The sequence below is a fragment of the Mesorhizobium sp. P160219 genome, assembly GCF_057786095.1.
This window is the reverse complement of the sequence record NZ_JBYNWG010000001.1, coordinates 1,431,109-1,455,777: the sequence shown is the minus strand read 5'-3', so window position 1 is coordinate 1,455,777 and position 24,669 is coordinate 1,431,109. Positions and strand designations below refer to the sequence as shown.

Here is a 24,669-nt window from a genome sequence, read left to right as displayed (position 1 = left end):
TTGAGGTTCTTGATCCTGGACACCTTATACACCGTCATACACCGTCGCCGGCGGAAAGTTGCGGAATGTCCGGCCAAGCCGGGTCGGCTTCCAGGTCGGAGCGCGCAAGCGTCCAGGCCATGAGGAAAGACAAGGCATCGTTTGCAGCATGGTGGCCTCATTGCTGATGCGGGCGATTCGCCCGGCCCGCATTTCGACGAGGCGCTGTTTGCGGCTGCCAAGTTGCATGGACATTGCGAAGAGCGGGATGATTGAAAAACAATTTTTCACCAGAACGACATCTTACGCGGCCGGCGACGCGGCGCGCATGATGCACAACATCGCCTTCGTGGTATCGGGTGGCGGCATGGCCGGGATCGCGGCGCGCCAGTCGCTGGTGTTTGGCTAGGCCGCAGCAATGCTAAGGCGCGCTCCAGCCTCGGCAAGTGCCGAGGCAATGTCGCGCGGCGGCGGCTGGTCGGTGGCGAGTTCGGAAAAACCGTCGAAGCCGCAGACCTGGACCAGACCCTGGCGACCGAACTTGGTGTGGTCGGTGATGACCAGCGAGCGCTGGCCGCGCGACAGCACCATGCGGGCGAACTCCGCCTCTTCCAGATCGTAGTCGGCAAGGCCTGCGGCGGCATCGACGGCGCCGATCGAAATCACCGCATGGCTGACCGAGAAGCGGCTGACGAAATCGATCGCCGAGGCGCCGAAGGCGGCTCCGGAATCGCTGCGCAATTCGCCGCCGGCCATATAGACCTTGTTGCCGTTGACGGTGGCCAGCGTGCGGGCGATGTCGGATGAATTGGTGACCACGGTCAGCCGCCGGTGGCCGAGCAGTTCGCGGGCCAGGAACGAGGTCGTGGTGCCGGTGTCCAGCATGACCGATTCACCGTCGCGAATGGTGGCAGCGACCATGCGGGCGATCAGCCGCTTGGCCTCCGCATTGTCGCGCATGCGCCGCTCGAACGGCGCTTCGCCGGCCATCGACGGCAGGCCGATCGCGCCATGCATCTTGAGCACCGAGCCATTGCCGGTCAGTGGCTTGACATCCCGGCGCACCGTTTCAAGCGAAACCCCCAGCCGGTCGGCGAGGCTGGCAATGGTGACGGTGCCCTCTTCCTTGAGGAGGCGGAGGATTTCGCCATGCCGTTTCGAATGGATCATCTGGCTTCCTGAATTTGCGGCCTGCCCGGTTTTAGGGCAATGCCGCCGTTTTTAAAGGAATTGCTCGTGGTTTCGGGCAAAACACCCAAAAAAAGTCACAACATTTCATTGACAGTTAGGTAGCACTGGCGTGACATTGACGGCGTGACAGCTTCGGAACTGCCACGGGAGGGTGATGGCAGAGCCGCAATTCACGGACCGGACCGTCTGGCCAGACCGTCTGGGTTTGAACTGGCACAAAAGTTTCTCAAATCCGCGGGGGCGGAGACCGGGTATCAAAACCTGGCCAGAGGGGCTCGTCGGTGCGGCGCGGGATAGGAGTTCCTGCGTCCCGCACCGACGAGATTTTTTGCGTTTCCCAACGCTCGTTGCGCGGCGCATGGCGCCCAAGAAAGCTCCGCAAAAGTCAGGGATGGTCCCGTGACTGCTGAAGACCGCATCCGGACCTTGCCTTGCTGGAATGGCAGCATCGACATTGCGCCGTTGCCGGGCGGCCTCAGCAACGCCAACTATCTGGTCAAGGACGCGGCCGGGCGGCATGTCGTGCGCTTCGGCCAGGACTATCCATTTCACCACGTCTTTCGCGACCGCGAGGTGATGACGGCCCGCGCGGCGCACGCCGCAGGCTTCGCGCCGGCGGTCCACCATTCCGAACCCGGCATCATGGTCACGGAATTCCTCGGCGCGAAGACCTATGTCGCCGAGGATGTGCGCGCCAATATCGGCCGCGTCGCAGCGCTTATGCGCGGGTTCCATCGCGAGATGCCCAATCACATCTCCGGCGCCGGCTTCATGTTCTGGGTCTTCCATGTCATCCGCGACTATGCGCGAACGCTGAGCGAAGGCGGCAGCCGCAAGCGCGACGAGCTGCCCAGGCTGCTGGCTCTGGCCGACGAGTTGGAGCGGGCGCAGAAGCTGCTGCCGATCGTATTCGGCCACAACGATCTTCTGCCGGCAAATATCCTCGACGATGGCGACAGGTTGTGGCTCATCGATTTCGAATATGCCGGTTTCAACACCGCGATGTTCGATCTTGCCGGCGTTGCCTCCAACGCCGAGATGAGCGACGCGGAGTCCTTCACTTTCCTCACGGCGTATTTCATGCGCGAGCCGGATGAGGCGATCCGCCGCTCGCACGCGGCCATGCAATGCGCCTCGCTGCTGCGCGAGGCGATGTGGAGCATGGTTTCCGAACTTTACCTCGACGCGCCCGGCATCGACTACGTCGCCTACACCGCGGAGAACCTGACGCGGCTCGACGCGGCGCTGGACAATTACCGCACGAAGTACGGGACACAGTCATGACATTGCCTACACATGCCGGCATCGTCGTCATCGGCGGCGGCATTATCGGCTGTTCGACGGCCTATCACCTGGCGCGCGACCACAAGGCCGATGTCGTGCTGCTGGAACAGGGCAAGCTGACCTCGGGTTCGACCTGGCATGCGGCCGGGCTGGTCGGCCAGTTGCGCTCGTCGGCCTCGATCACCCGCGTGCTCAAATATTCGGTCGAGCTCTACAAGGGACTGGAAGCCGAAACCGGGCTCGCTACCGGCTGGAAGATGACCGGGTGCCTCAGGCTTGCGACCAATGCCGACCGCTGGACCGAATATAAACGGCTGGCGACGACGGCCAGGAGCTTCGGCATGGACATGCAGTTGCTGTCGCCGGGGGAGGTCAAAAAGATGTGGCCGCTGCTGGAGACCGGCGACCTCGTCGGCGCCTCCTGGCTGCCGACCGATGGGCAGGCCAGCCCCTCCGACATCACGCAGTCGCTGGCCAAGGGCGCGCGCATGCATGGCGCCAAGCTGTTCGAGGACGTCCGCGTTACCGGCTTTGACATGACGGACGGGCACATCACCGCGGTGAAGACCAACAAGGGCGACATTGCTTGCGACAAGGTGGTGAACTGCGCCGGGCAATGGTCACGCCAGGTCGGCGCGATGGCCGGCATTTGCGTGCCGCTGCAACCGGTCAAGCACCAGTACATCATCACCGAGAAGATCGACGGGCTGGCGACCGACGCGCCGACAATCCGCGATCCCGACCGCCGCACCTATTTCAAGGAAGAGGTCGGCGGGTTGGTGATGGGCGGCTATGAGCCGAACCCGCAGGCCTGGGCGACCGGCCTGCCCGGCGGCGATGTCCCCGATGACTGGGAGTTCCGCCTGTTCGACGACGACTACGATCATTTCGAACAGCATATGAGCCAGGCGATCGCGCGCGTGCCGGCGCTGGAGACGGTCGGCGTCAAGCAGATGATCAACGGGCCGGAGAGTTTTACGCCGGACGGCAATTTCATCCTCGGTGTCGCGCCCGAATGCGCCAACATGTTCGTCGGCGCCGGCTTCAACGCCTTCGGCATCGCTTCCGGCGGCGGCGCCGGCTGGGTGCTGGCGCAATGGGTTGTCGATGGTGAAGCGCCGCTCGACCTTTGGGTGGTCGACATCAGGCGCTTTTCCAATTTGCACCGCGACCGGCAATGGGTCAGCGATCGCACGCTGGAAGCCTATGGCAAGCATTACACGATCGGCTTTCCGCATGAGGAGTACGTCTCGGGCCGGCCGCGCATCGTCTCGCCGCTCTATGACCGGCTGAAAGCGCACCGCGCGGTGTTCGGCTCCAAGCTCGGCTGGGAACGGCCGAACTGGTTCGCGCCGCAGGGCGCCAGACCCGAAGACATTTATTCCATGGGCCGGCAGAACTGGTTTGGCCCGGTCGGCGAGGAGCATCGCCATGTGCGCGAGAAAGTCGGCATCTTCGACCAGTCGTCCTTCGCCAAATACGAAATGACGGGTTCGGATGCGGCCAAGGCGCTGGACTGGATCTGCGCCAACGATGTCGCCAAGCCGGTGGGACGGCTGACCTACACGCAGCTTCTCAACACGCGCGGCGGCATCGAGGCCGATTTGACGGTGGCCAGGCTCGCCGAAGACAAATTCTACATCGTGACCGGCACCGGCTTCCGCACGCATGATCTCTCCTGGATCGGCGACCATGTCGGCAAGGGTCTCGACGTGACGCTGAAAGATGTCACTGAGGATTTCGGCACGCTGTCACTGATGGGACCGCGGGCCCGCGACGTTCTGGCTGCCGTGACCGATGCCGATGTCTCGAATGCCGCCTTCCCGTTCGGCCATATCCGCGAGATCACGACTGCCGGCCATACGGTTCGGGCGCTGCGCGTCACCTATGTCGGCGAGCTTGGTTGGGAATTGCATGTGCCGATCGCCGCCACCGGCGAGATTTTCGACACGCTGATGGCGGCAGGCAAGCCGCACGGCATCCGGCCGATCGGCTACCGGGCGCTGGAATCACTTCGGCTGGAGAAAGGCTACCGCGCCTGGGGCTCCGACATCACCCCCAACGACACGCCTCAGGAGGCCGGCCTCGGCTGGGCGGTGAAGCTGAGGAAGAACACCGATTTCGTCGGCCGGCGGGCGCTCGAAAAGATCAGCGGCGCCGACCTGAAGAAACGCTTTGCCGGCTTCACGGTCGACGATCCCGATATCGTGCTGGTCGGGCGCGAGACGATTTTGCGCAATGGCGAACCGGTCGGCTATCTCACCAGCGGCGGTTATGGCTACACGCTGGCTAAGAACATCGGCTATGGCTATGTCCGCAACGCCGATGGCGTCAGCGACGATTTTCTCAGCTCAGGGGACTATGAGCTGGTGGTCGCGATGGAACGGACGCCGGCCAACATTCATCTCGAACCGATGTACGATTCTTCGATGAGCAGGATCAAGGCGTAGACGAAACCTGGATTAGCTCACACGGAGTACAAGGCCGCGGCTGGGCACGGTGTCAGCCTCGCCCGGCATCGAAACATAAGGCGCAGTCTCCTCGGCACGAACGACCCTGACCTCAGCCTCGAGCGCAGCGATGCGATCGGCAAAGCCGGCGTTCCACAGCGTGTTCTTGATGGTCAGCACGATGACGCCACCGGGACGGCAGACGCGGATCAGTTCGTCCAGCCCCTCGGCGCCGACATGGCCGGAGGTGAAAACGCCGGCCGAGACGATGCCGGCATAGGCATTGTCGGCAAAGGGCAGTGGCCCGCCGAGCGCCAGGCAATGCAGCGCCGAATAGACGCCCTTTGCCGCCGCTTTAGACAGCATGCCTTGCGAAATATCGAGCGCTTCGACCTGGGGATAGCCGGTGATGGCCAGCCACTCGCCGATCAGCCCGGTGCCGGCGCCGGCGTCGAGAAGCGGTGCGGCGCCGCGCGGCAGATGGCGGGCCAGCAGGGCCAGGCAGATCGTCGGATGGCGGTAGCCGGCGGCCGACATGTCGGCATCGTAGGTTTCCGACCAACTGTCATAGATCGCGGCGACGTCCTCGGGCCGTTGCGCCGAATAGGCGGCGCCAAGCCCGCCATGATCCTTGTTGCCCGCCATGGCTGTTTCTCCGCCAGCTCGCTGCTCACCCTCGATCGGATGATAGCCAAACGGCGAAAACTGTGGAACCGTTGTCGCAAGAAATACACGGCCAAGGGCAACAGGCATGGGGACGGACGAGGCACGCGCAACACTTGCGGCAATTCCGGCATTGGCGGGCTATGACGGACCGCTTGAGCGGCTGGGCGGGATGACCAATCTCGTCTTTCGGGCCGGCGATATCTGCCTGCGTATCCCCGGCAAAGGCACCGAGGAGTATATCAACCGCGCCAATGAAGCGGTGGCGGCGCGTGAGGCGGCCAAAGCGGGCGTCAGCCCCGAAGTGCTGCATGTCGACCCCGCGACAGGCGTGCTGGCGAGCCGCTTCGTTGCCGGCGCCGTGACGATGTCGCCGGAAAAGTTCAAGCTGCGCGCCGGCAGCCCGGCCCGCGCCGGCGAAGCCTTCCGCAAGCTGCACTCGTCAGGCGCGGTGTTCCCGTTCCGCTTCGAGCTGTTTGCGATGATCGACGACTATCTCAAGGTCTTATCGACCAAGGACGTCGCCTTGCCGCCGGGCTACCATGACGTGGTGCGCGAATTTGACACCGTGCGAGCGTCCCTTGCCGCGCATAGACTGCCGCTTGCGGCCTGCCACTGCGATCCGCTGTGCGAGAATTTTCTCGATACGGGCGAGCGGATGTGGATCGTCGACTGGGAATATTCGGGGATGAACGACCCGCTCTGGGACCTCGGCGACCTCTCGGTCGAAGGCCGGTTCGACACCGCGCAGGAGGAAGAGATGATGCGCGCCTATTTCGGCGGCGAGGCGAAACCGGCCGAGCGCGGCCGCGTCGTTATCTACAAGGCGATGTGCGACCTGTTGTGGACGCTGTGGGGGCTGATCCAGCTTGCCAACAACAACCCGGTCGAGGACTTCCGCGCCTATGCCGACGGCCGCTTCGCCCGTTGCAAGGCGCTGATGGAAACGCCCGAGTTTTCACGGCATCTGGGGGCGGTGCGCCAAGGTTAGGTCAATTCACGCCTTTCGGCACGTTCTCCGGCGGCACGACTGTTTCGACCACCTTCTGGCGGTGGAAGATGAACAGGCCGGCGAGCACGACGATGGCCGAGCCGATCAGGATGCGCGGTCCCGGCAGGTCGCCGAAGAATGCCAGGCCGAAGATCACCGCCCATAGAAGCAGGCTGTAGTGCAGCGGCGCCAGCGTCGAGGCAGGGGCCAGTTTCAGCGCCCTGGTAATCATCAGATGCGCGCTGCAGGAGACGATGCCGAGCAGGAGCATGGCGCCGAAATCGAGTGCCGAGGGCGTCTGCCAGGCGCCTATGGTCATCACGCCGCCGACCAGCAGCGTGCCGATAGTCTGCCAGGTGACCAGCGTTGTGTCGCTGGTGCCGCGCAGGCGGCGGCTGAGGATGATGGCAAAGGCGAAGGCGATGCTGCCGACCAGTGCGAACAGCGAGGACTGCGAGAACGCCGCCGAAGACGGCTTCAAGATGATCAGCACGCCGCAGAAGCCGACCATGATGGCGGCCCAGCGGCGCCAGCCGACCTTTTCGCCGAGCAGGAAATGCGACAGCGCCGCCACATAGATCGGCCCGGCCATGTAGAAGCTCATCACGTCGGCAAGCGGAAGATAGACGACGGCGGCATAGAACAGCGCCGTGTCCGCCGTGGTCGCCAGCACGCGCAGAATCTGGAGGACCGGCCGCTCCATCCGGAACAGTCTGCGGGCGCCCTGGTTGGCGATCATCGGGCCGAGCACGATGAAGGCGCCGATGGATCGGATCAGCACCACCTGGCCGACCGAGAAGCTGGCGACCAGCCATTTGCCCATCGCGTCGTTCAGCGCGAACATGAAGTCGCCGGCCAGCATCAAGAGGATGCCGGCCAGAAGCGCGTTCCTGATGGTAAAGGTGCGGACGAGCGACTGGGCCATGCGGCTCCCTAGCTGCAAGCGGCCGCTTTGACGAGGCAAATCGGCAAGACCAGCGGCGGAAATCGGCTGTTTCTACGCAGTTTTGTGCCGCCGGTTCACCTGTCCGGGACGGCCGGCGATCGACAGCCGTGTCTCCTGCTTCGTGCGCTCGGCCACCACCTTGCCCCTGGCGACGACGCACAGCCGTTCGGCACGCAGCCTCAAGGCCTCGATCGGGTTGCCGGCATCGAGAATGACGAAGCTGGCGCGCTTGCCCACGGCAAGGCCGAGATGATCGAGGCCCATGATGGCGGCGTTGACATTGGTGACCATGTCGAAGCAGCGCGCCATGTCGGCAGGGCTCGACATCTGAGCGACGTGGAGGCCCATGAAGGCGACGTCGAGCATGTCGGCGGTGCCGAGCGAATACCAGGGGTCGAGAACGCAATCCTGGCCCCAGCCGACGCGGATGCCGAGCGCCTGCATCTCCTTCACCCGGGTCATGCCGCGGCGTTTGGGAAACGTGTCGTGGCGGCCCTGCAGCATGATGTTGATCAGCGGATTGGGGATCGCCGAGACACCGGCCTCGGCGATCAGCGGCAGCAGCTTGGAGACGTAATAATTGTCCATCGAGTGCATCGAGGTGAGGTGCGAGCCGGCCACCTTGCCCTGCAGGCCAAGGCGCTGCGTCTCATAGGCAAGCTGCTCGATGTGGCGCGACAACGGATCGTCGGTCTCGTCGCAATGCAGGTCGACCATCAGCCCGCGATCTGCCGCGATTTCGCAAAGTTCGGTGACCGAGCGCGTGCCGTCGGCCATGGTGCGTTCGAAATGCGGGATGCCGCCGACGATGTCGACGCCCATGTCGAGCGCGCGCAGCGTGTTCTGGCGCGCCGTCGGCGAACGGTAGAAGCCATCCTGCGGGAAAGCGACCAGTTGCAGATCGATATAGGGCGCGACAATCTTCTTGACGTCGAGCAGCGCCTCGACCGCCAGCAGCCGGTCGTCGCAGACATCGACATGGGTGCGGATGGCGAGCAGGCCCATCGAGACCGCCCAGTCGCAATAGGCGAGCGCCCGCTCGCGCACCGCGTCATGGGTGAAGAGCGGCTTCAGTTCGCCCCACAGCGAAATGCCTTCCAGCAGCGTGCCCGAAGCGTTGATGCGTGGAATGCCGTAGGACAGCGTGGCGTCCATATGGAAATGCGGATCGACGAAGGGCGGCGAGATCAGATTGCCACGGGCGTCGATCGCCGTGCCGGCGCTGACATGCAGTTCGGACTCGATGGCGACGATCGTCTCGCCGATGATGCCCAGGTCGGCGACGGTGCCGTCGGGCAGCGTTCCGCCGCGCACAACAAGGTCGAAATCCATCTGTCGTCATCTCCCCGCAGATCAGTCGCCGCAATCGTGGCGCAAAAGACACCGTGCCGCAGCCGATTGTCTCCGCGACAGCGAAAGGTTCCATCCGGCCACAACTCGCTCTATAAGCCGCCTTTCGCCCCGGTGGCGAATCCGAAATTCGTCAGTCAGGCATGGGATCGGCCATTTGTTTCGCTTCTTCCGTTCGACGGAAAACCAGCGCCTTATCGCAAGGCTTTTGCGGGAATCCTTTCACGCACATAGATTTGGCTACGCTGCGGCCATTCTGTCGATGCTGGTGGTGGCGGCAACGACAGCAGCCAGCGCCTATATGCTGCGCGAAATCACCAATGAATTCGTGGTTTACAAGAGGATTGGGCAGGTCAATCTGATCGCGGCGGCGACCGGAGCGATTTTCATTCTCAAGGGCTTCGCAAACTTCATCCAGGCCTACTTCATGAGCAGGGTCGGCAATGCCATCATCGCCGACCGGCAGCGCAAGATCTATGACAGCATTCTTGCGCAAGGCATCGAATTCTATCATTCGACCTCTTCGTCCGAACTGATTTCGCGCATGACGAACAATGCCCAGGCCGCGCGCAGCGTGCTCGACCAAATCGTCACGTCCTATGTTCGCGACCTGGTGACGCTGGCTGCGCTGGTGGGTGTGATGGTCTGGCAGCAGCCGGCGCTGTCCCTGATCTGTCTGGTGATCGGGCCGATCGCCATTTACGGCGTCAATCGTATCCTGAAGCGCGTCCGAAAAATTGCCTCGCAAGAATTCCGTTCGCTCGGCCAGATCGTGCAGGTGATGCAGGAAACGGCGATCGGCGTGCGCGTCGTCAAATCCTTCGGTCTCGAAGGCGCCATGCGCAAGCGCATGTACAAGGCCGTGTCGGACGTGGAGAGCCGCGCCAACAACATCGCCACGCTGGAGGCCGCCACCAGCCCGGTTATGGAAACGCTTGCGGGGCTGGCCATCGCTGGCGCCGTTTTTGTCAGCGGCTTCCTGGTTCTGGGCGGCGGCGGTCAGATGCCGGGCAACATCATGGCCTTCATCGCGGCGCTGCTGTTGGCCTATGAGCCGGCCAAGCGCCTGGCCCGCGTACGCATCTCGCTTGAAACCGGCATTGTCGGCGTGCGCATGATGTTCCAGCTCGCCGACCGGCCGCTGACGCTGGCCGAAAAGCCGGATGCAAAGCCGCTGCGGGCCGGGCCGGGCGAGATCCATTTCGACAATGTCAGCTTCGCCTACCCCGAAAGCGCGCCGGTGTTCGAGGGACTGGACCTGACGCTTGCCGCAGGCAAAATGACGGCGCTCGTCGGACCCTCGGGCAGTGGCAAGTCGACCATCCTCAACCTGATCATGCGCATGTACGACCCGCAGAGCGGCAGGGTGATGTTCGACGGGCAGGACATTTCTTGTGCCACGCTCACCTCGGTCAGGGAAAAGATCGCCTATGTCAGCCAGGACACGTTCCTGTTTGCCGGCACGATCATGCACAACATCAGGCTCGGGCGCGAGGGCGCCACGGACGAGGAAGTAATGGCCGCCGCAAGGGCCGCCAATGCACATGACTTCATCAGCGCCCAGGCGAAAGGCTACGACACGGATGTCGGCGAGAATGGCGCGCTGCTGTCAGGCGGCCAGCGCCAGCGCATCTCGATCGCACGCGCCATGCTGCGCAATGCCGAAATCCTGCTTCTGGACGAGGCGACCAGCGCACTCGACGCCGAATCCGAGGCGCTGTTCCGCGACGCGCTGCAGCAGCTGACGGTCGGGCGCACCACCATCGTCATTGCCCACCGCCTGTCGACCGTGCACCAGGCCGACACGATCGTGGTGCTGGAGGCCGGCAAGGTGGTGGAAAGCGGCGCGCATCGCACGCTGCTCAACCAGGGCGGGCTGTATCAGAAGCTTTACGAATATCAGCTGATGCCGTGAGCTTTACCCTCCCCCTTGTGGGGAGGGTCGCTGCGCAGCAGCGGGGTGGGGGTCGGCGCCGCACCCCTCACTGCGGCACGTGCCTCACCGCGCCCTTGTCTGCGCTGGTGGCGAAGGCTGCGTAAGCGCGCAGCGCGGTCGTCACCTTGCGCTTGCGCTTTTCCTCGGGCTTCCAGGCCATGGCGCCCTTTGCCTCCATGGCCGCGCGGCGCGCATCTAGCTCGGCGTCACTGACCGCCAGACGTATGGTGCGGTTGGGGATGTCGATCTCGATCGTGTCGCCCTCTTGCACCAGCCCGATCAATCCGCCTTCGGCCGCCTCCGGTGAGGCATGGCCGATCGACAGGCCTGATGTGCCGCCCGAGAAGCGGCCGTCGGTGACCAGCGCGCAGGCTTTGCCGAGGCCTTTTGACTTCAGATAGCTGGTGGGGTAGAGCATTTCCTGCATGCCGGGGCCGCCACGCGGCCCTTCATAGCGGATGACGACGACATCGCCGGCCTTGATCTCGTTGGACAGGATCGCTTTGACGGAAGCGTCCTGGCTTTCGAACACGCGGGCCGGGCCGGTGAACTTCAGGATCGACTCGTCGACCCCGGCGGTCTTCACGATGCAGCCGTCGAGCGCGAGATTGCCTTTCAGAACCGCAAGCCCGCCGTCTCTGGAGAACGGCGTTTCGGCCGAACGGATGACGCCCTTCTCGCGGTCGAGGTCGAGCTCGTCCCAGCGGCGGTCCTGGCTGAAGGCGACCTGTGTCGGCACGCCACCCGGAGCGGCGAGAAAGAAGTCGCGGACGCTCTGGCTCGAGGTGCGGGAGATGTCCCAATGGTCAAGCGCTTCGCCGAGGCTTGCCGTATGCACCGTGGGCAGGTTGCGGTTGAGCAGCCCGGCATTGTCGAGCTGGCCGAGGATCGCCATGATGCCGCCGGCGCGGTGGACGTCTTCCATATGCACGTCGGACTTGGCTGGTGCGACCTTGCACAGCACCGGAACGCGGCGTGACAGCCGGTCGATGTCTTCCATGGTGAAATCGACCTCGCCCTCATGGGCGGCGGCCAGGATATGCAGCACGGTGTTGGTCGAGCCGCCCATGGCGATATCGAGCGTCATGGCGTTCTCGAAGGCGCCTTTGGAGGCGATGCTGCGCGGCAGTGCCGACTCATCATCCTGCTCGTAGTAGCGCTGGGCGAGATCGACGATGAGATGGCCGGCCTCGACGAACAGCCGCTTGCGGTCGGCGTGGGTTGCGAGGGTCGAGCCATTGCCGGGTAGCGACAGGCCGAGCGCCTCGGTCAGGCAATTCATCGAATTGGCGGTGAACATGCCGGAGCACGAGCCGCAGGTCGGGCAGGCCGAGCGTTCGATGACCTTGACGTCCTCGTCGGAGATCTTGTCGTCGGCGGCGGCAACCATGGCGTCGACCAGGTCGAGCGCTTGTGTCTTGCCGGCGAGCACCACCTTGCCGGCTTCCATCGGCCCCCCGGAGACGAAGACGCTTGGGATATTGAGGCGCAAGGAGGCCATCAGCATGCCGGGCGTGATCTTGTCGCAATTGGAGATGCAGACCATGGCATCGGCGCAATGCGCGTTGACCATATATTCGACCGAGTCCGCGATCAGCTCGCGCGATGGTAGCGAATAGAGCATGCCGTCATGGCCCATGGCGATGCCGTCATCGACGGCGATGGTGTTGAATTCCTTGGCGACGCCGCCCGCCTTCTCGATCTCGCGCGCCACCAGCTGGCCAAGGTCCTTCAGATGCACATGGCCGGGCACGAACTGGGTGAAGGAGTTGACCACCGCAATGATCGGCTTGCCGAAATCCGAGTCCTTCATGCCTGTGGCGCGCCACAGGCCGCGGGCGCCGGCCATGTTGCGGCCGTGGGTGGTGGTGCGGGAGCGATAGGCAGGCATGAATTTTCCTTGGCTGGCTGGCTGCGCCCGGTGCGGAGCGTGGCGGCGCGGAACTTGGATCGCAGGGTTTATAGACCGGCAAGTATGGTCTGACCACATTTTTGCAATGCGCCAGAGTCTCGCTGAAAATCAGGGTTCGAAAAAGATTGCCGGCCAGTGTCGGATCGCTAGCCCGGCATTCGTCCTTGGGACGACGGCAAGGGAATGGCACCATTTCTATAAGTCAGCCGCTTCACCTGTAACCGCAACAAAACACCCCGAGGAGCATGACATGCAAAAGATCACCACCTGCCTGTGGTTCGATGGCCAGGCCGAAGAGGCGATGAATTTCTACGTCTCCATCTTCAAGAATTCGAAGGTGCTGAGCGTGCTGCGTTGGCCCGAAGGCCATGCCGATGCCGGCAAGGCGCTGGTGACCACGTTCGAACTCGACGGCGTGCAGTTCCAGGCACTGAACGGCGGACCGCAATTCAAGTTCAACGAGGCGATGTCACAGTCGATCGACTGCAAGACCCAGGAAGAGGTCGATTATTTCTGGGACAAGCTCATCGAAGGCGGCGGCGAACCGTCGCAATGCAGCTGGCTGAAGGACAAGTTCGGCGTCTCCTGGCAAGTCGTGCCGGAGCAACTGCCGCGCTTGCTTCTGGATCCGGACCGGGCCAAGGCCGGGCGGGTGATGTCGGCGATGATGCAGATGAGCAAGATCGATATTGCCAAGATCGAGGAAGCTGCGGAGGGTGAGAAGGGGTCCGCGTAGCGGACGAAAAGCCAATTGGTTGGCTTTTCGAGCTTCGAACGCCCTGAGCCATGCGAACGGCCGGCGCGCGTTGGAGCCAATTGACCCTTCAAGGTCGGCGCTGCCCCTCATCCGCCCTTCGGGCACCTTCTCCGCGTAAGCGGGCAGAAGGAAAAGGGGCGCCTTACGCCGCCTTGTCGCGGACCTGGTAGTCCTTGATGGTGGCGAAGCGGATCGCCCTCCAGCGTTCGGCTTCGTAGTTCAGCGAGAAGGCGTGCTGGGCCAGAAACACAGGGTCGTTGTCGAGGTCGCGGGCGATGTCGCCGCGATGCGCTTCGATGAAGCGAAGTGTTTCGGCCTTGTCGTCGGCCGAAATCCAGCGGCAGACCGAAAAGCGCGACATTTCGAATTCGACCGGCAGCGTGTATTCGAAATTCAGCCGCTCCTTCAAAACGTCGAGCTGCAACGCGCCGACGACACCGACGATGGCAGGTGAGCCATCCTCGGGCGAAAACAGCTGCACGACGCCTTCCTCGGCCATCTGGTGCAGCGCTTCCTTGAGTTTTTTCGCCTTCATCGCGTCGCCGAGGCGCACACGGCGCAGGATTTCCGGCGCGAAGTTGGGTACGCCGCGGAACAGTATCTCCTCGCCTTCGGTCAGCGTATCGCCGATACGCAGCGTGCCGTGGTTGGGAATGCCGACGACATCGCCGGCAAACGCTTCGTCGGCGGTGACGCGGGTGCGGGCAAAGAAGAACTGCGGCGCCGACAGGCTCATCGGCTTGCCGGTGCGCACCAGCTTGGCCTTCATGCCGCGCTCGAGCTTGCCCGAACAGACGCGCACGAAGGCGATGCGGTCGCGATGGTTGGGGTCCATATTGGCCTGGATCTTGAACACGAAGGACGTCATCTTCTCCTCCGTCGCCTCGACCTTGCGGGTGTCTGCGTCCTGCGCACGCGGCGGCGGGCCGAAGGCGCCGAGCGCCTCGATCAGGTCGCGCACGCCGTAATTGCGCAGCGCCGAGCCGAAATAGACCGGCGTCAGATGGCCCTCACGGAACGCGTCAATATCAAGAGGTCGGCAGGCCTCGCGCGCGAGTTCCAGCTCCTCGATGAAGGCTTCGCGCTCGTTTTCCGGCAGCAGGCCGGCGACGCGGTTGGAGTCGGGGCCGTTGACCGGCGTGCGGTCTTTCTCGGCATCGCCCCTGCGCACAGCGTTGAGCGCCAGGTGGTAGGTGCCGGCAAAAGTCTTGCCGCGGCCGATCGGCCAGGTGATGGGGGCGGTGTCCAGCGCCAACTTCTGCTCGATCTCGTCGAGAATTTCGAACGGGTCGCGGCTTTCGCGGTCCATCTTGTTGATGAAGGTGATGATCGGGATGTCGCGCAGCCGGCAGACTTCGAACAGTTTCAGCGTGCGCGGCTCGATGCCCTTGGCGGCGTCGATGACCATGACGGCCGAGTCGACCGCCGAGAGCGTACGATAGGTGTCGTCGGCGAAATCTTCGTGACCTGGCGTGTCGAGCAGGTTGAAGACATTGTCCTCGTATTCGAAGGTCATCACCGAAGTGACGACCGAAATGCCGCGCTCGCGCTCGATCTTCATCCAGTCGGACCGGGTCTGGATGCGGTCCTTCTTGGCCTTGACCTCGCCGGCAAGCTGGATGGCGCCGCCGAACAGCAGCAGCTTTTCGGTGAGCGTCGTCTTGCCGGCGTCGGGGTGGGCGATGATCGCGAAAGTGCGGCGGCGCGATACCGCCTGTTCGATGTCTTCAGCCAATTTCTGGAATCCTGTCTGTGGCGCGGGCTTCTAGCAGCGCATTGCCAGCCTGTCGACCGTTTCGGGCCGGCAGGCCTCGACCGCCCTTGAGCTTAACCCGCTGCGGTGGCATCAGAGGAGCCCAATTTGAGAGGTCCGGTATGAGCAGCGCTAAAGAAGTCATCGTCATCGGCGCCGGCATTATCGGGGCGTCCATCGCCTGGCACCTGACCAAGGCCGGGGCGCGGGTGACTGTGATTTCCGATAGTGGTGCCGGCGGCGTCGCCACGCCAAACTCCTTTGCCTGGATCAACGCCAGCTGGGGCAATCCCGAAATCTATTTCCGGCTGCGCATCCGTGCGATGGCCGAATGGAAGCGGCTGGCAAACGAGCTGCCCGGCCTGCCGCTCGCCTGGTGCGGCGGGCTGTGCTGGGATCTGCCGGCAGGCAGGCTCGAAGCCTACGCGGCTGAGCACGCTTCCTGGGGTTACGGCATCGAACGCGTCGACGCCGGGCGGGCAGCGCAAATCGAGCCCAGTCTCGTCGAGCCACCGGAATTGGCTGTCTATGTCGCTGAAGAAGGCGTGGCCGAACCGGTCGCAGCGGCCAAGGCGCTGCTGGCCGACGCAGAACGGCAAGGTGCGCGCGTTCTCTCCAGTTCTGTAACCGCACTTGTCCAGACCTATGGCAGGATTACCGGTGTCGATACATCGCATGGGCTGATGGCAGCCGAAGAGGTGGTGATCGCAGCCGGCGTCGGGGCGCCCGATATTGCCGCTACCGCCGGCATCAAGCTACCTATCGAGACCCCGCCCGGCCTGATCGTCCACTCGCGGCCATACAAGAAGCTGCTCAACGGGCTGGTGCATGCCGAAAAGCTGCATATGCGCCAGACGGCGGAGGGCCGCATCATTGCCGGCTCGGATTTCGCCGGCGGCGATCCAGGTGAGAACCCCGACGCCACGGCGCGCGATTTGTTCGCAGCAATGAAGGCGGCCTTGCGCGGCGCCGACGGGCTGGAATTCGAATTTCACACGGTTGGCTACCGGCCGACGCCGATCGACGGCTTTCCGATCATCGGCCGCGCCGAGGGCGTCGGCGGCCTCTATGTCGCCGTCATGCATTCCGGCATAACGCTTGCGCCGGCGGTCGGGCTGTTCGCCACGCGCGAAATTCTCGACGGTGAGCGTGATCCGCTGCTGAGGCCTTATGGGTTGGGTCGGTTTGCTCAGTAGCCCGGCGGACGCTTGAAGCCGCCGGTCAGCGCTTCGATTGCCTTCCCGATGCCAAGCAGGCGCGATTCCGACCAGCGCTTGCCGACCAGTTGCAGGCCGATGGGCAGGCCGTCGCGGTCTTGCCCGCAGGGCAGCGAGAGTGCCGGATGGCCGGAATAATTGAAGACCGCGCCATAGGCCGGTAGCATCCAATAGCTTAGCTCCTTGCCGTCGACTTCGATCGGCGTGCCGGGCTCACAATGCGCGAAGGCCGTGGTCATGGCGACCGGGCACAGCAAGGCATCGCAGGTTTCGAAGAACCTGTCCCAGGCCAGGATCGAGCGGTCGCGGCGAGCGAGCGCCTCGAACCAATTGGTGATCGGCGTTGGCTGCTCCGGCGGTTCGGGCTGCGCTGCCTCCAGCATCATGCCGATCAGATCGCCGCCCTGCTCCAGATCGTCATGCAGATCGATCTCAGGCAAGTTCGCTTCTTCCACAATCACCCCTGCTGATTGCAACCGCTTGGCCAGGCTTTCGACCGCGGCAGCGATTTTACCAGCCACCGGAAAGCCGGGGAAGGACGGCGCGACGGCGATGCGCAATGTCTTGAGGTCGAGCCTGGGCATGGCCTCTACGGGCACCGGCGCGAGGTCGGTGTCTGCTCCGTCCGGGCCGGCGATGATTTTGTAGATCAGCGCAAGATCCTCCACGCTGCGCGCCAGCGGGCCGAGGCAGGACATCAGCCGCACGCTACGCGCCGCGCCGTTCGGATCGGGGAGGGCGCCGGCCAGGGACACGCGGTGCTCGGTCGGTTTCAACCCGTAGACGCCGCAAAAAGCCGACGGCAGGCGGATCGAATCCTGCATGTCGGTGCCGACATCGAACGGCGTCATGCCGGTCGCCACCGCTGCCGCTGCGCCACCGCTGGACCCGCCTGACGTGCGCGATCGGTTCCACGGATTGCTGGTGCGACCGAACAGCGGATTGTCCGATTGCCAGTCGCCCAGCATCGTCGCGACATTGGTCTTTCCAATCAGGATGCCGCCTGCGGCTTTCAATCGGGCGACGACCGGGCTGTCTGCCTTTGCCACATAGTCGGCGAATGGTGCGAAACCAACCGTGGTCTTCATGTCGGCCGTTTCGTGCGTATCCTTCAGGGTGAAGGGCACGCCATGCAGCGAGCCGAGCGCATCGCCATGCGCCAATGCCACGTCGGCGTTTTCAGCGCGCTCACGGGCGCCTTCGCGGTCGAGATTGACGATGGCGTTGACGGCCTCGTTGTGTCGGTCGATTTGGACCAGATGGGCGTCCAGAGCTTCGACGGCGGAGATCTTTCGCGCCGCGATTGCGGCGGCGAGATCGATGGTAGAGGAAAAGGCGAGGTCCATGATTGCTCCGGCTGCTGCCAAACGTATCGCGGTTTAAAACCAAGTTCAGCATTCGGAGATCATCGGCGCTTGATCAAAATTGCGCTTGCCGGTCGGTTGAGGTTGGCGCTCTACGGCGCCCCCCTCTGTCCTGCCGGACATCTCCCCCACTTTGGGGGGAGATTGGCAGCTTTGGCTTCGGCGCCCCTTTTCCTGCGTTGAAAATTGGCGAAGGCCGCCGTGACCTCCAATCTCCCCCCTCGTGGGGGAGATGTCCGGCAGGACAGAGGGGGGCGCGAAGGAATGCGGCTTAGACTAGGGCCTAGACGACCAGTGCCAGCCTTGCCACAGCCGGCACGAACGGCCGAATGCTCATCCCATCGCCAGTGATCGTGACAAAACTCGCCGGCGGGATCGCCTGCCAGTCGCCGCCTTCGCGGTCGAAGGGTTCGGACACGATGCAACGACCGCCGTTGCGGAGCGACGTGTACAGCGTCGGTGCGTGGGCATCGCTTGCGTAGCGCACGGCATAGAGCGCGCGCCCATCGGAAAGGGCTGCAGTGAGTTTCAAGGCCGGTTCGAGACCGGCGTGGCGTGACGCCTCCAGAACCCGAGCGGTGGCGCGCGATACTGCCCCTTGCGGGTCGCCAGCAAGACCCTCGTCGATCATCAGCAGGAAAAACAATTCGGAATCGGTGGTGCCCTCGCGCTGGTCGAAGACGGCGTCAGAGAGCGAGTTCTCCAGCGCGCGGCGGATCTTTTCGAAGCCGCCGATCTGGCCGTTGTGCATGAACGACCAGTTGCCGGAGATGAAGGGATGGCAGTTCATGCGGCTGGTGGCGCCGCCGGTCGACGCCCTGACATGGGCGAGGAACAGGCCGGATTTGATCTGCCGGCATAGGCTTTTCAGATTGGGATCCGACCAGGCCGGCAGGATGTCGCGGTAGAGGCCGGGCTCGGGCCGGTCGCCATACCAGGCAAGGCCGAAACCGTCGCCATTGGTCGGCGACTTGGCTTCCTGGGCGCAATGGCTCTGGGCGATCAGCGAGTGGCAAGGTGCGGTGACGACGTCTTCGAGGAAGACCGCTTCACCCAGATAGGCCGCCCATCGGCACATGGCTTCTAACCAATCCTAGGCGCGATCCAAGAGAGCCTGGGGCTCCTTGACCGCGTGCGAGCCTCTGTTGTGCGTCCGCTCGTAGAGTTCGCGAACGATTCGGCTTGCCGTAGTTTCGAAGAGAAACGGCAAGAAAGCGTGAACGAGTGCCGCACCAGCGGCCATCAGGAGGCGCGAGCAGAACCAGGCGGCAAAGGCCATATGGCTGAAATAGGTCTCGCCCACCTTGGCCGGGTGAGAGGTGAACAGCTTCGAAAACAGCGTCGTCATGGTGATCCCTCCTGCCGGGATAAGCCCCGATGTGGGTATCCTGCCACGGGGTAAAGGTTCATCGGTCTCAATTTGTCCTTGTCTAACGCCGTGGTTCGGGACATTCATCCCACATGGCGCTTGAATTTGATGAAATCGACCGAAGATTGCTGGCCGAGCTGCAACGCGACGGCACACTATCGGTCGATCAGCTCTCCGAAAAAGTGTCGCTGTCGCGCAACGCCTGCTGGCGCCGGGTCAAGCGGCTGGAAGAGGACGGCGTCATCACCGGACGGGTGGCGCTGGTCGATGCCGACAAGCTCGGGCTCGGACTTTCGGTGTTCATCCTGATCCGCACCTCCAATCATGACCCGGACTGGCTGCAGAAGTTCCGTGCGGCGGTGACCGGTTTTCCCGAGATCACCGGGGTCTATCGCATGTCCGGCGATCTCGACTACGTGCTGCGCGCCCGCGTCGCTGACATGAAGGCCTATGACCGGCTCTATCAGCGGCTGATCGCCAAGGTGGCGCTGTCGGACGTTTCGGCCTCCTTCGTCATGGAGGAGATCAAGGAGACGACCGTCGTTCCGATGGAATTGCGCTAGGTCACACTGACGCCTGAAAGAAAGCCGTTGATTGGCCTGCGGACGAGTTGACCGAATCGCCGTTCGCGCCGATAGGATCGATTTTATGCGCGCAGCCTTCCAAAATTCCTCCGTCATTGGTCCCACTGTCGGCTTCGTCAGGTTGCCGCATGGAGATGGACTTCCCCTTCCCGCCTATGAAAGCACCGGCGCCGCCGGCATGGATCTGCGCGCCGCGGTGCCGGAAGACCGGCCGCTGCTGATCCTGCCTGGCAAGCGCGCCTTGGTGCCGACCGGTCTGATCCTGGAAATTCCCGAAGGAATGGAAGGCCAGGTGCGGCCGCGCTCCGGCCTTGCCTTCAAGCATGGGCTGACCGTCCTCAATTCACCGGGCACGGTCGACAGCGACTATCGCGGCGAGGTCAAGGTGCTGCTGATCAACCTTGGCGACGAGGATTTCGCGGTGACGCGCGGCATGCGCATTGCCCAGATCGTCTTTGCCGCGGTGACGCAGGTGACGGTTGAGGAGCGCTCGCTGGCCGGCGCCACGACGCGCGGCGCGGGCGGGTTCGGATCGACCGGCACCGCCTGAAATGAGCATACCGAAACTGGTCATCTTCGACTGCGACGGCATCCTGGTCGACACCGAGAACCTTGCCAACCGGCGGCTTGCCGAGTGGTTTGTTGCCGCCGGTTATCCCACCACATTCGAATATTGCCGCAAATATTTTTCCGGCCGCAGCATGGCTTCGGTGCAGAAGGAAATCGAAGAGACGACCACGGTGCGGCTCGGCGCCGATTTCGTAGATCGCTGGAATGCCGGCCTGCCCGATCTGTTTGCGCATGGCGTCGAGGCGATCCCCTACGTGCGCGACTTCATCGAGGCGGTTCGCGCGGCCGGCATTCCCTATTGCGTCGCCACTTCCGCGCGTATCTCGAAGATGCACATCACGCTCGGCCAGACCGGGCTGCTGCCGCTGTTCGAGCATGCCATGTTCTCTTCGACCATGGTCAGCCGCGGCAAGCCGTTCCCGGACCTGTTCCTGCATGCGGCAAAGACCATGGGTTTTGCGTCGGCCGACTGCATCGTCATCGAGGACAGCGTTGCCGGCACGCAGGCCGGCATTGCCGCCGGCATGCGTGTCTATTCCTATCATGGCGATCCCTATTCCGACCGCGATGGCCTGGCCAGCGCCGGCGGCGTCCTGTTCGACGACATGCGCGAACTTGCCGGGCTGGTGCCGATCCACTGAAGCTGTGTTAGGTTCCGCGCGGCCAGCCTGAGGCACCCATGCCAACGAACCTGCTTCGCTCCATCCTAAAGCGTTTCACCGTTTCATGGAAACGGCGAACCGCTCTATCTTTTTGTTTTGTCGCAATTTCCGGCCGGAAAACCGCACACACTTTTCCTGAAATTGCTCTAGCGCTTGTGCTGCTGCCGTGGCTTTGGACCGCAGCCAGCGCGCAAGCCGTCAGCTTCCCGGAATTCGGCAGCGCCATCCCCGGTCACATGGATGTGACCTATCTGGACCTCGCAAGGATGGTCATTCCCGGCCTCGCAGGTGACAGCAACGGTTTCTACCGGGGTGGATTGCCGATCGAGATGCGCCACATCGAGGGACCGGATGGCGGCGGTTCGCCGCCTGAGACATCGGGCCTCTCCAACGCCGGCGTGCTCGCCATCAAGGCCGGGGGTAAGGACCGGCTGGCGATGCTCTACGACCTCGGCGACTCTCCCGACAGCGCCGAAGGCTATGCCGTGCTGGCGCTCTACGACATCACAGACAGGCCGAAGCTGCTCGACGTCGTCAATGTCGCGCTCGACCGCGGCACCTATTTCCGTGAACCGGGCAAGCTTTCCGTTGGGCCGAACGACGACATCGTGATCACCATGAGCGCGCATTTCAATTCAAGCCAAAACTACGCGATCACGCCGCTGATCATGGTGCGCGACGACAAATTCCAACTGATCGACATGATCTTCACCTTCGATGAGAACCTGTGCGCCTACAGCCGCAAGCAGGACGTTGCTTTCCAGACGATCGCTGACGGGCAGCCTTATGCCGCGGTCAAAGTGACGGTGACCGACGCCACGGTGCTCAACGGCGAGAGCTGCGACGGCCAGCCGCCCAAGCCTGAAGCCCACGCAATTTCCGTTGCCTATCATTGGGACAAGAAGACGTTGCACTACGTCAAGGATTCCGACGCGCTGGACAGATTGGCAGGAGAGAACGCCAAACGCTTCTGAGCCAACCGCATTCGTTTGCCCGGTGCATTTCTGCACGATAGAATCTGCCGGCATTTCCGCATCTGAAGGGAGCACTCATGGACAAGGGCAAGATCTTTCGCGACCTGCACGCCTCGACCTTCGTCATGCCCAACCCCTGGGATGTCGGCACGACCAAGCTCCTGGCCTCCTTCGGCTTCAAGGCGCTGGCGACGACCAGCGCCGGTTTTGCCTTCTCGCGCGGCCTGCCCGATGGCGCAGTGACCTTCGAGGCGATGATCCACCATTGCCGCGAGCTGACGGCGGCAACCAGCCTGCCGGTGTCGGCCGATCTCGAGAAAGGCAAGGGCGACAGCGCGACGAGTGCCGCCGAGACGGTTTTTGCGGCCGAAGCGGCAGGTCTCGCCGGCTGCTCGATCGAGGACCATACCGGCGATCCCGACAAGCCCATCTATGAGTTTTCACACGCCGTCGAGCGCGTTGCAGCTGCTGCTGAAGCCGCACGGGCGCTCAAGCATGATTTCGTCTTCACCGCACGGGCCGAGAATTTCCTTTGGGGCAAACCGGATCTCGACGACACGATCAAGCGGCTGCAGGCCTTCGAAAAGGCCGGCGCCGATGTGCTCTATGCGCCCGGCCTCAAAGATGTCGAGACCACGCAGAAAGTCTGCTCGGCGGTGAGCAGGCCGGTCAACGTCATGGCACTGTCGGCCTTCACCATCGCCGACCTTGCCATGGCCGGGGTCAAGCGCATCTCGCTCGGTCCGTGGCTGACCAATTTCGCCTTCGGCATGCTGGAAACCGCAGCGCGCGAGATCCAGCAGGACGGCACGTTCGGCTTCACCCGGGCCGCCATGCCGTTCGGCAAATTGCAGGCGCTGTTTTCCAAATCCTCAGGGTAGGGGTCCCGGCGCATGACGCTCACCGTCGTCGACATGCACACCGGCGGTGAGCCGCTCAGGATCGTCACGGACGGCTATCCAGACATTCCCAAAGGCACGATCCTGGAAAAGCGTGCCTATGTGCGCGACCACCTCGACCATTTGCGCAAGCTGCTGATCTTCGAGCCGCGCGGCCACTACGACATGTATGGCGCGCTGCTGGTGGAGCCCGACCTGCCCGGCGCCGAGCTGGCCGTGCTGTTTATGCACAACGAGGGCTATTCGACGATGTGCGGCCACGCCATCATTGCGCTTGGCCGCTACGCCGTCGACGAAGGGCTGGTGGTCAAGCAGGAGCCAATCACCACCGTCAACATCGAGGCGCCGTGCGGCATGGTCGTCGCCTCGGTCGAGGTCAGGGACGGCAAAGCGGGATCGGTGTCGTTCGAAAGCGTGCCGGCCTTTCTGTTTGCCCATGACCAACAAATCGAATTGGGGGGATACGGCAAGATTGCGTTCGACATCGCCTATGGCGGCGCCTTCTACGCGCTGGCCGACTGCCATCAATTCGGCCTGGAGTTCGGCCGCAGCCGGGTGCGCGATTTCGTCGACGCGGCAACCGCGCTGACCGAACGGCTGAAGGCGGCGTTCCCTCTATCGCATCCCGACCATGCCGATCTCGCTTTCCTCTACGGCACCATCCTCACCGATGGACACGATGCGTTCTCCGGCGAGGCAACAAAAAACATCTGCGTCTTTGCCGATGCCGAGGTCGACCGCTCGCCGACCGGCTCCGGCGTCACCGCGCGGCTGGCGGCAATGCATGCCAAGGGTGAGATCAACCCTGGTCAGGAGCGGTCCTTCGAAAGCATCGCCGGCTCGCGCTTTTCCGGAGCGGTGGCGCGCACGACCATGGCCGGCCCGCATGATGCGATCATCGCCCGCGTCGGCGGCCACGCCTACTATTCGGGCCGGGCGGAATTCACCGTCGAGCCGGATGACGAATTGGGACGCGGTTTTCTTCTGCGTTGATAGGCCTATCGCCCGGCGCTCTCCCGCGCGCCGACCGCCTTGTGCAGATGCACCATCATGGCGGCGGCAAAGAGCGGCGTCAGCAGGTTGAGCAGGGGCACGGCGAGAAAGGCGGCAATGAGCAGCCCGGCCAGAAACACGGTGCCGGCATGTTTCCGGCGCAACGCCCTCGCCTCGTCTTCCGGGCGGAAGCGCATGGCGGCGAATTCGAAGAATTCACGTCCCAGCAGATAGCCGTTGACGATGAAGAAGGCGGCGATGTTGACGCCCGGAACCAACAGAAGCAGCAGGGCGACGATGTTGCCCAGGATGACAACGCCGAAGAATTTCACCGACAACACGAGCGAGCGCAGCGCCGGCATGGCGCGTCCGACGGGATCGGCCGGATAGTCGGTGCGCTCGACCACTTCGGCGATGTCTTCGAGAAACAGGCCCGCCACGATTGCCGTCACCGGCGCGATCAGCAGCGCCATCCCGAAGGCAAGCGCGATGGCAGCGATGATGCCGCTCAGCCATCCGGCCCAGGACGGCAGGCCGGGCAGCAAGGAGTGAACCCATGGCAGGGCCAGCCAATCGACAAGCCCGGTCAAGACGAACCACAAGGCGACCAGCGCCAGGACGGTCAAGCCCAGCGTCTTCAGGAAAACCGCGCGGAATTCGGGAGAAAACAGCCGGCTGAAGGCGGCGCGGGCAGCGTTGGAGATCACGGCGTTTCACCCCCAGGAACAAACGGATATCTCCGACATAGGCGGAGACCCTGTCAGCCGCAAGCCTGCTGGAGCGGGCGCAATTCCGGACGGGAACTAGAGCATGATCCCAAAAAGT

The 24,669-nt window shown here is 63.4% G+C and carries 23 protein-coding genes; 13 read left to right on the top strand and 10 right to left on the bottom strand.

Annotated features, from left to right (window positions below; genetic code table 11):
• Positions 1-226: 226 nt before the first annotated feature.
• Positions 227-388, top strand: a complete 162-nt coding sequence (locus tag AC3EMP_RS07170; RefSeq protein ID WP_023698920.1) for a hypothetical protein — start codon at positions 227-229, stop codon at positions 386-388.
• Here AC3EMP_RS07170 and AC3EMP_RS07165 read toward each other — a convergent pair.
• Positions 385-1,149 carry a DeoR/GlpR family DNA-binding transcription regulator gene (locus AC3EMP_RS07165; protein ID WP_023685103.1) on the bottom strand — a complete coding sequence of 255 codons (765 nt, stop codon included), beginning with the start codon at positions 1,147-1,149 and terminating at the stop codon, positions 385-387. The genes AC3EMP_RS07170 and AC3EMP_RS07165 overlap by 4 nt on opposite strands.
• A gap of 420 nt (positions 1,150-1,569) precedes the next feature.
• Between AC3EMP_RS07165 and AC3EMP_RS07160 the strand changes: the two genes are divergently transcribed.
• Together AC3EMP_RS07160 and AC3EMP_RS07155 are read left to right on the top strand one after the other, a co-directional pair.
• Positions 1,570-2,454: a phosphotransferase family protein gene (locus AC3EMP_RS07160; protein WP_023712609.1), complete on the top strand. Its 885-nt coding sequence runs from the start codon at positions 1,570-1,572 to the stop codon at positions 2,452-2,454.
• Positions 2,451-4,904 (top strand): GcvT family protein, encoded by a 2,454-nt coding sequence (locus tag AC3EMP_RS07155; RefSeq protein WP_352710312.1) that lies wholly within the window; start codon positions 2,451-2,453, stop codon positions 4,902-4,904. Before AC3EMP_RS07160 ends, AC3EMP_RS07155 begins: the two co-directional genes overlap by 4 nt.
• Before the next feature lie 12 nt (positions 4,905-4,916).
• On the opposite strand, the gene AC3EMP_RS07150 is transcribed toward AC3EMP_RS07155, so the two are convergent.
• Positions 4,917-5,549: a class I SAM-dependent DNA methyltransferase gene (locus AC3EMP_RS07150; protein ID WP_023703533.1), complete on the bottom strand. Its 633-nt coding sequence runs from the start codon at positions 5,547-5,549 to the stop codon at positions 4,917-4,919.
• A 106-nt stretch (positions 5,550-5,655) separates the two neighbouring features.
• On the opposite strand from AC3EMP_RS07150, the gene AC3EMP_RS07145 reads away from it, so the two are divergent.
• On the top strand, positions 5,656-6,558 hold the full coding sequence (locus AC3EMP_RS07145; RefSeq protein WP_488494598.1) for a phosphotransferase: 903 nt from the start codon (positions 5,656-5,658) through the stop codon (positions 6,556-6,558).
• Between the two features lies 1 nt (position 6,559).
• Here the strand turns inward: AC3EMP_RS07145 and AC3EMP_RS07140 are convergent, their stop codons facing one another.
• Both AC3EMP_RS07140 and AC3EMP_RS07135 read right to left on the bottom strand, forming a co-directional pair.
• The gene (locus tag AC3EMP_RS07140; RefSeq protein WP_023692641.1) at positions 6,560-7,483 is read right to left on the bottom strand and encodes a DMT family transporter; all 924 of its coding nucleotides are present in this window, start codon (positions 7,481-7,483) and stop codon (positions 6,560-6,562) included.
• Between the two features lie 72 nt (positions 7,484-7,555).
• The gene (locus AC3EMP_RS07135) at positions 7,556-8,836 is read right to left on the bottom strand and encodes an amidohydrolase family protein (protein WP_023685109.1); all 1,281 of its coding nucleotides are present in this window, start codon (positions 8,834-8,836) and stop codon (positions 7,556-7,558) included.
• 175 nt (positions 8,837-9,011) lie between these two features.
• Between AC3EMP_RS07135 and AC3EMP_RS07130 the strand changes: the two genes are divergently transcribed.
• Positions 9,012-10,769 (top strand): ABC transporter ATP-binding protein, encoded by a 1,758-nt coding sequence (locus AC3EMP_RS07130; protein WP_023685110.1) that lies wholly within the window; start codon positions 9,012-9,014, stop codon positions 10,767-10,769.
• A gap of 67 nt (positions 10,770-10,836) precedes the next feature.
• On the opposite strand, the gene ilvD is transcribed toward AC3EMP_RS07130, so the two are convergent.
• A complete protein-coding gene (gene ilvD / locus AC3EMP_RS07125) occupies positions 10,837-12,681 on the bottom strand; it encodes a dihydroxy-acid dehydratase (RefSeq protein ID WP_023715582.1) in 1,845 nt (614 codons plus the stop codon).
• A 271-nt stretch (positions 12,682-12,952) separates the two neighbouring features.
• Here ilvD and AC3EMP_RS07120 point away from each other — a divergent pair, with 271 nt between their 5' ends.
• On the top strand, positions 12,953-13,438 hold the full coding sequence (locus AC3EMP_RS07120; RefSeq protein WP_023715581.1) for a VOC family protein: 486 nt from the start codon (positions 12,953-12,955) through the stop codon (positions 13,436-13,438).
• 163 nt (positions 13,439-13,601) lie between these two features.
• Here the strand turns inward: AC3EMP_RS07120 and AC3EMP_RS07115 are convergent, their stop codons facing one another.
• The gene (locus AC3EMP_RS07115) at positions 13,602-15,194 is read right to left on the bottom strand and encodes a peptide chain release factor 3 (protein ID WP_023715580.1); all 1,593 of its coding nucleotides are present in this window, start codon (positions 15,192-15,194) and stop codon (positions 13,602-13,604) included.
• Between the two features lie 140 nt (positions 15,195-15,334).
• Here AC3EMP_RS07115 and AC3EMP_RS07110 point away from each other — a divergent pair, with 140 nt between their 5' ends.
• Positions 15,335-16,408, top strand: a complete 1,074-nt coding sequence (locus AC3EMP_RS07110) for an NAD(P)/FAD-dependent oxidoreductase (protein WP_023715579.1) — start codon at positions 15,335-15,337, stop codon at positions 16,406-16,408.
• Here the strand turns inward: AC3EMP_RS07110 and AC3EMP_RS07105 are convergent.
• The 3 genes from AC3EMP_RS07105 to AC3EMP_RS07095 all read right to left on the bottom strand — a co-directional run bounded on the left by AC3EMP_RS07105 (position 16,402) and on the right by AC3EMP_RS07095 (position 19,141).
• Positions 16,402-17,775, bottom strand: coding sequence for an amidase (locus AC3EMP_RS07105; RefSeq protein WP_023685115.1), 1,374 nt, complete (start codon positions 17,773-17,775; stop codon positions 16,402-16,404). The two genes, AC3EMP_RS07110 and AC3EMP_RS07105, sit on opposite strands and share 7 nt — an antisense overlap.
• Positions 17,776-18,076: 301 nt before the next feature.
• The gene (locus AC3EMP_RS07100; protein WP_023685116.1) at positions 18,077-18,871 is read right to left on the bottom strand and encodes a class II glutamine amidotransferase; all 795 of its coding nucleotides are present in this window, start codon (positions 18,869-18,871) and stop codon (positions 18,077-18,079) included.
• Positions 18,872-18,886: 15 nt separating this feature from the next.
• Positions 18,887-19,141 (bottom strand): DUF6356 family protein, encoded by a 255-nt coding sequence (locus tag AC3EMP_RS07095; protein WP_023685117.1) that lies wholly within the window; start codon positions 19,139-19,141, stop codon positions 18,887-18,889.
• A 113-nt stretch (positions 19,142-19,254) separates the two neighbouring features.
• Here AC3EMP_RS07095 and AC3EMP_RS07090 point away from each other — a divergent pair, with 113 nt between their 5' ends.
• From AC3EMP_RS07090 to AC3EMP_RS07065, 6 genes are all read left to right on the top strand, one after another.
• A complete protein-coding gene (locus AC3EMP_RS07090; protein ID WP_023672880.1) occupies positions 19,255-19,725 on the top strand; it encodes an Lrp/AsnC family transcriptional regulator in 471 nt (156 codons plus the stop codon).
• Between the two features lie 85 nt (positions 19,726-19,810).
• A complete protein-coding gene (dut, locus tag AC3EMP_RS07085) occupies positions 19,811-20,296 on the top strand; it encodes a dUTP diphosphatase (protein ID WP_023672879.1) in 486 nt (161 codons plus the stop codon).
• Between the two features lies 1 nt (position 20,297).
• A complete protein-coding gene (locus tag AC3EMP_RS07080) occupies positions 20,298-20,957 on the top strand; it encodes an HAD family hydrolase (protein WP_352461785.1) in 660 nt (219 codons plus the stop codon).
• Between the two features lie 176 nt (positions 20,958-21,133).
• A complete protein-coding gene (locus tag AC3EMP_RS07075; protein ID WP_352597286.1) occupies positions 21,134-21,952 on the top strand; it encodes a hypothetical protein in 819 nt (272 codons plus the stop codon).
• Between the two features lie 77 nt (positions 21,953-22,029).
• Entirely contained in the window at positions 22,030-22,833 is an 804-nt protein-coding gene (locus AC3EMP_RS07070; protein ID WP_352597287.1) for an isocitrate lyase/PEP mutase family protein, read from the top strand.
• A 12-nt stretch (positions 22,834-22,845) separates the two neighbouring features.
• Positions 22,846-23,844, top strand: coding sequence for a proline racemase family protein (locus AC3EMP_RS07065; protein WP_352597288.1), 999 nt, complete (start codon positions 22,846-22,848; stop codon positions 23,842-23,844).
• 5 nt (positions 23,845-23,849) lie between these two features.
• On the opposite strand, the gene AC3EMP_RS07060 is transcribed toward AC3EMP_RS07065, so the two are convergent.
• The gene (locus AC3EMP_RS07060) at positions 23,850-24,551 is read right to left on the bottom strand and encodes a sulfate transporter family protein (protein ID WP_352597289.1); all 702 of its coding nucleotides are present in this window, start codon (positions 24,549-24,551) and stop codon (positions 23,850-23,852) included.
• Positions 24,552-24,669: the final 118 nt, after the last annotated feature.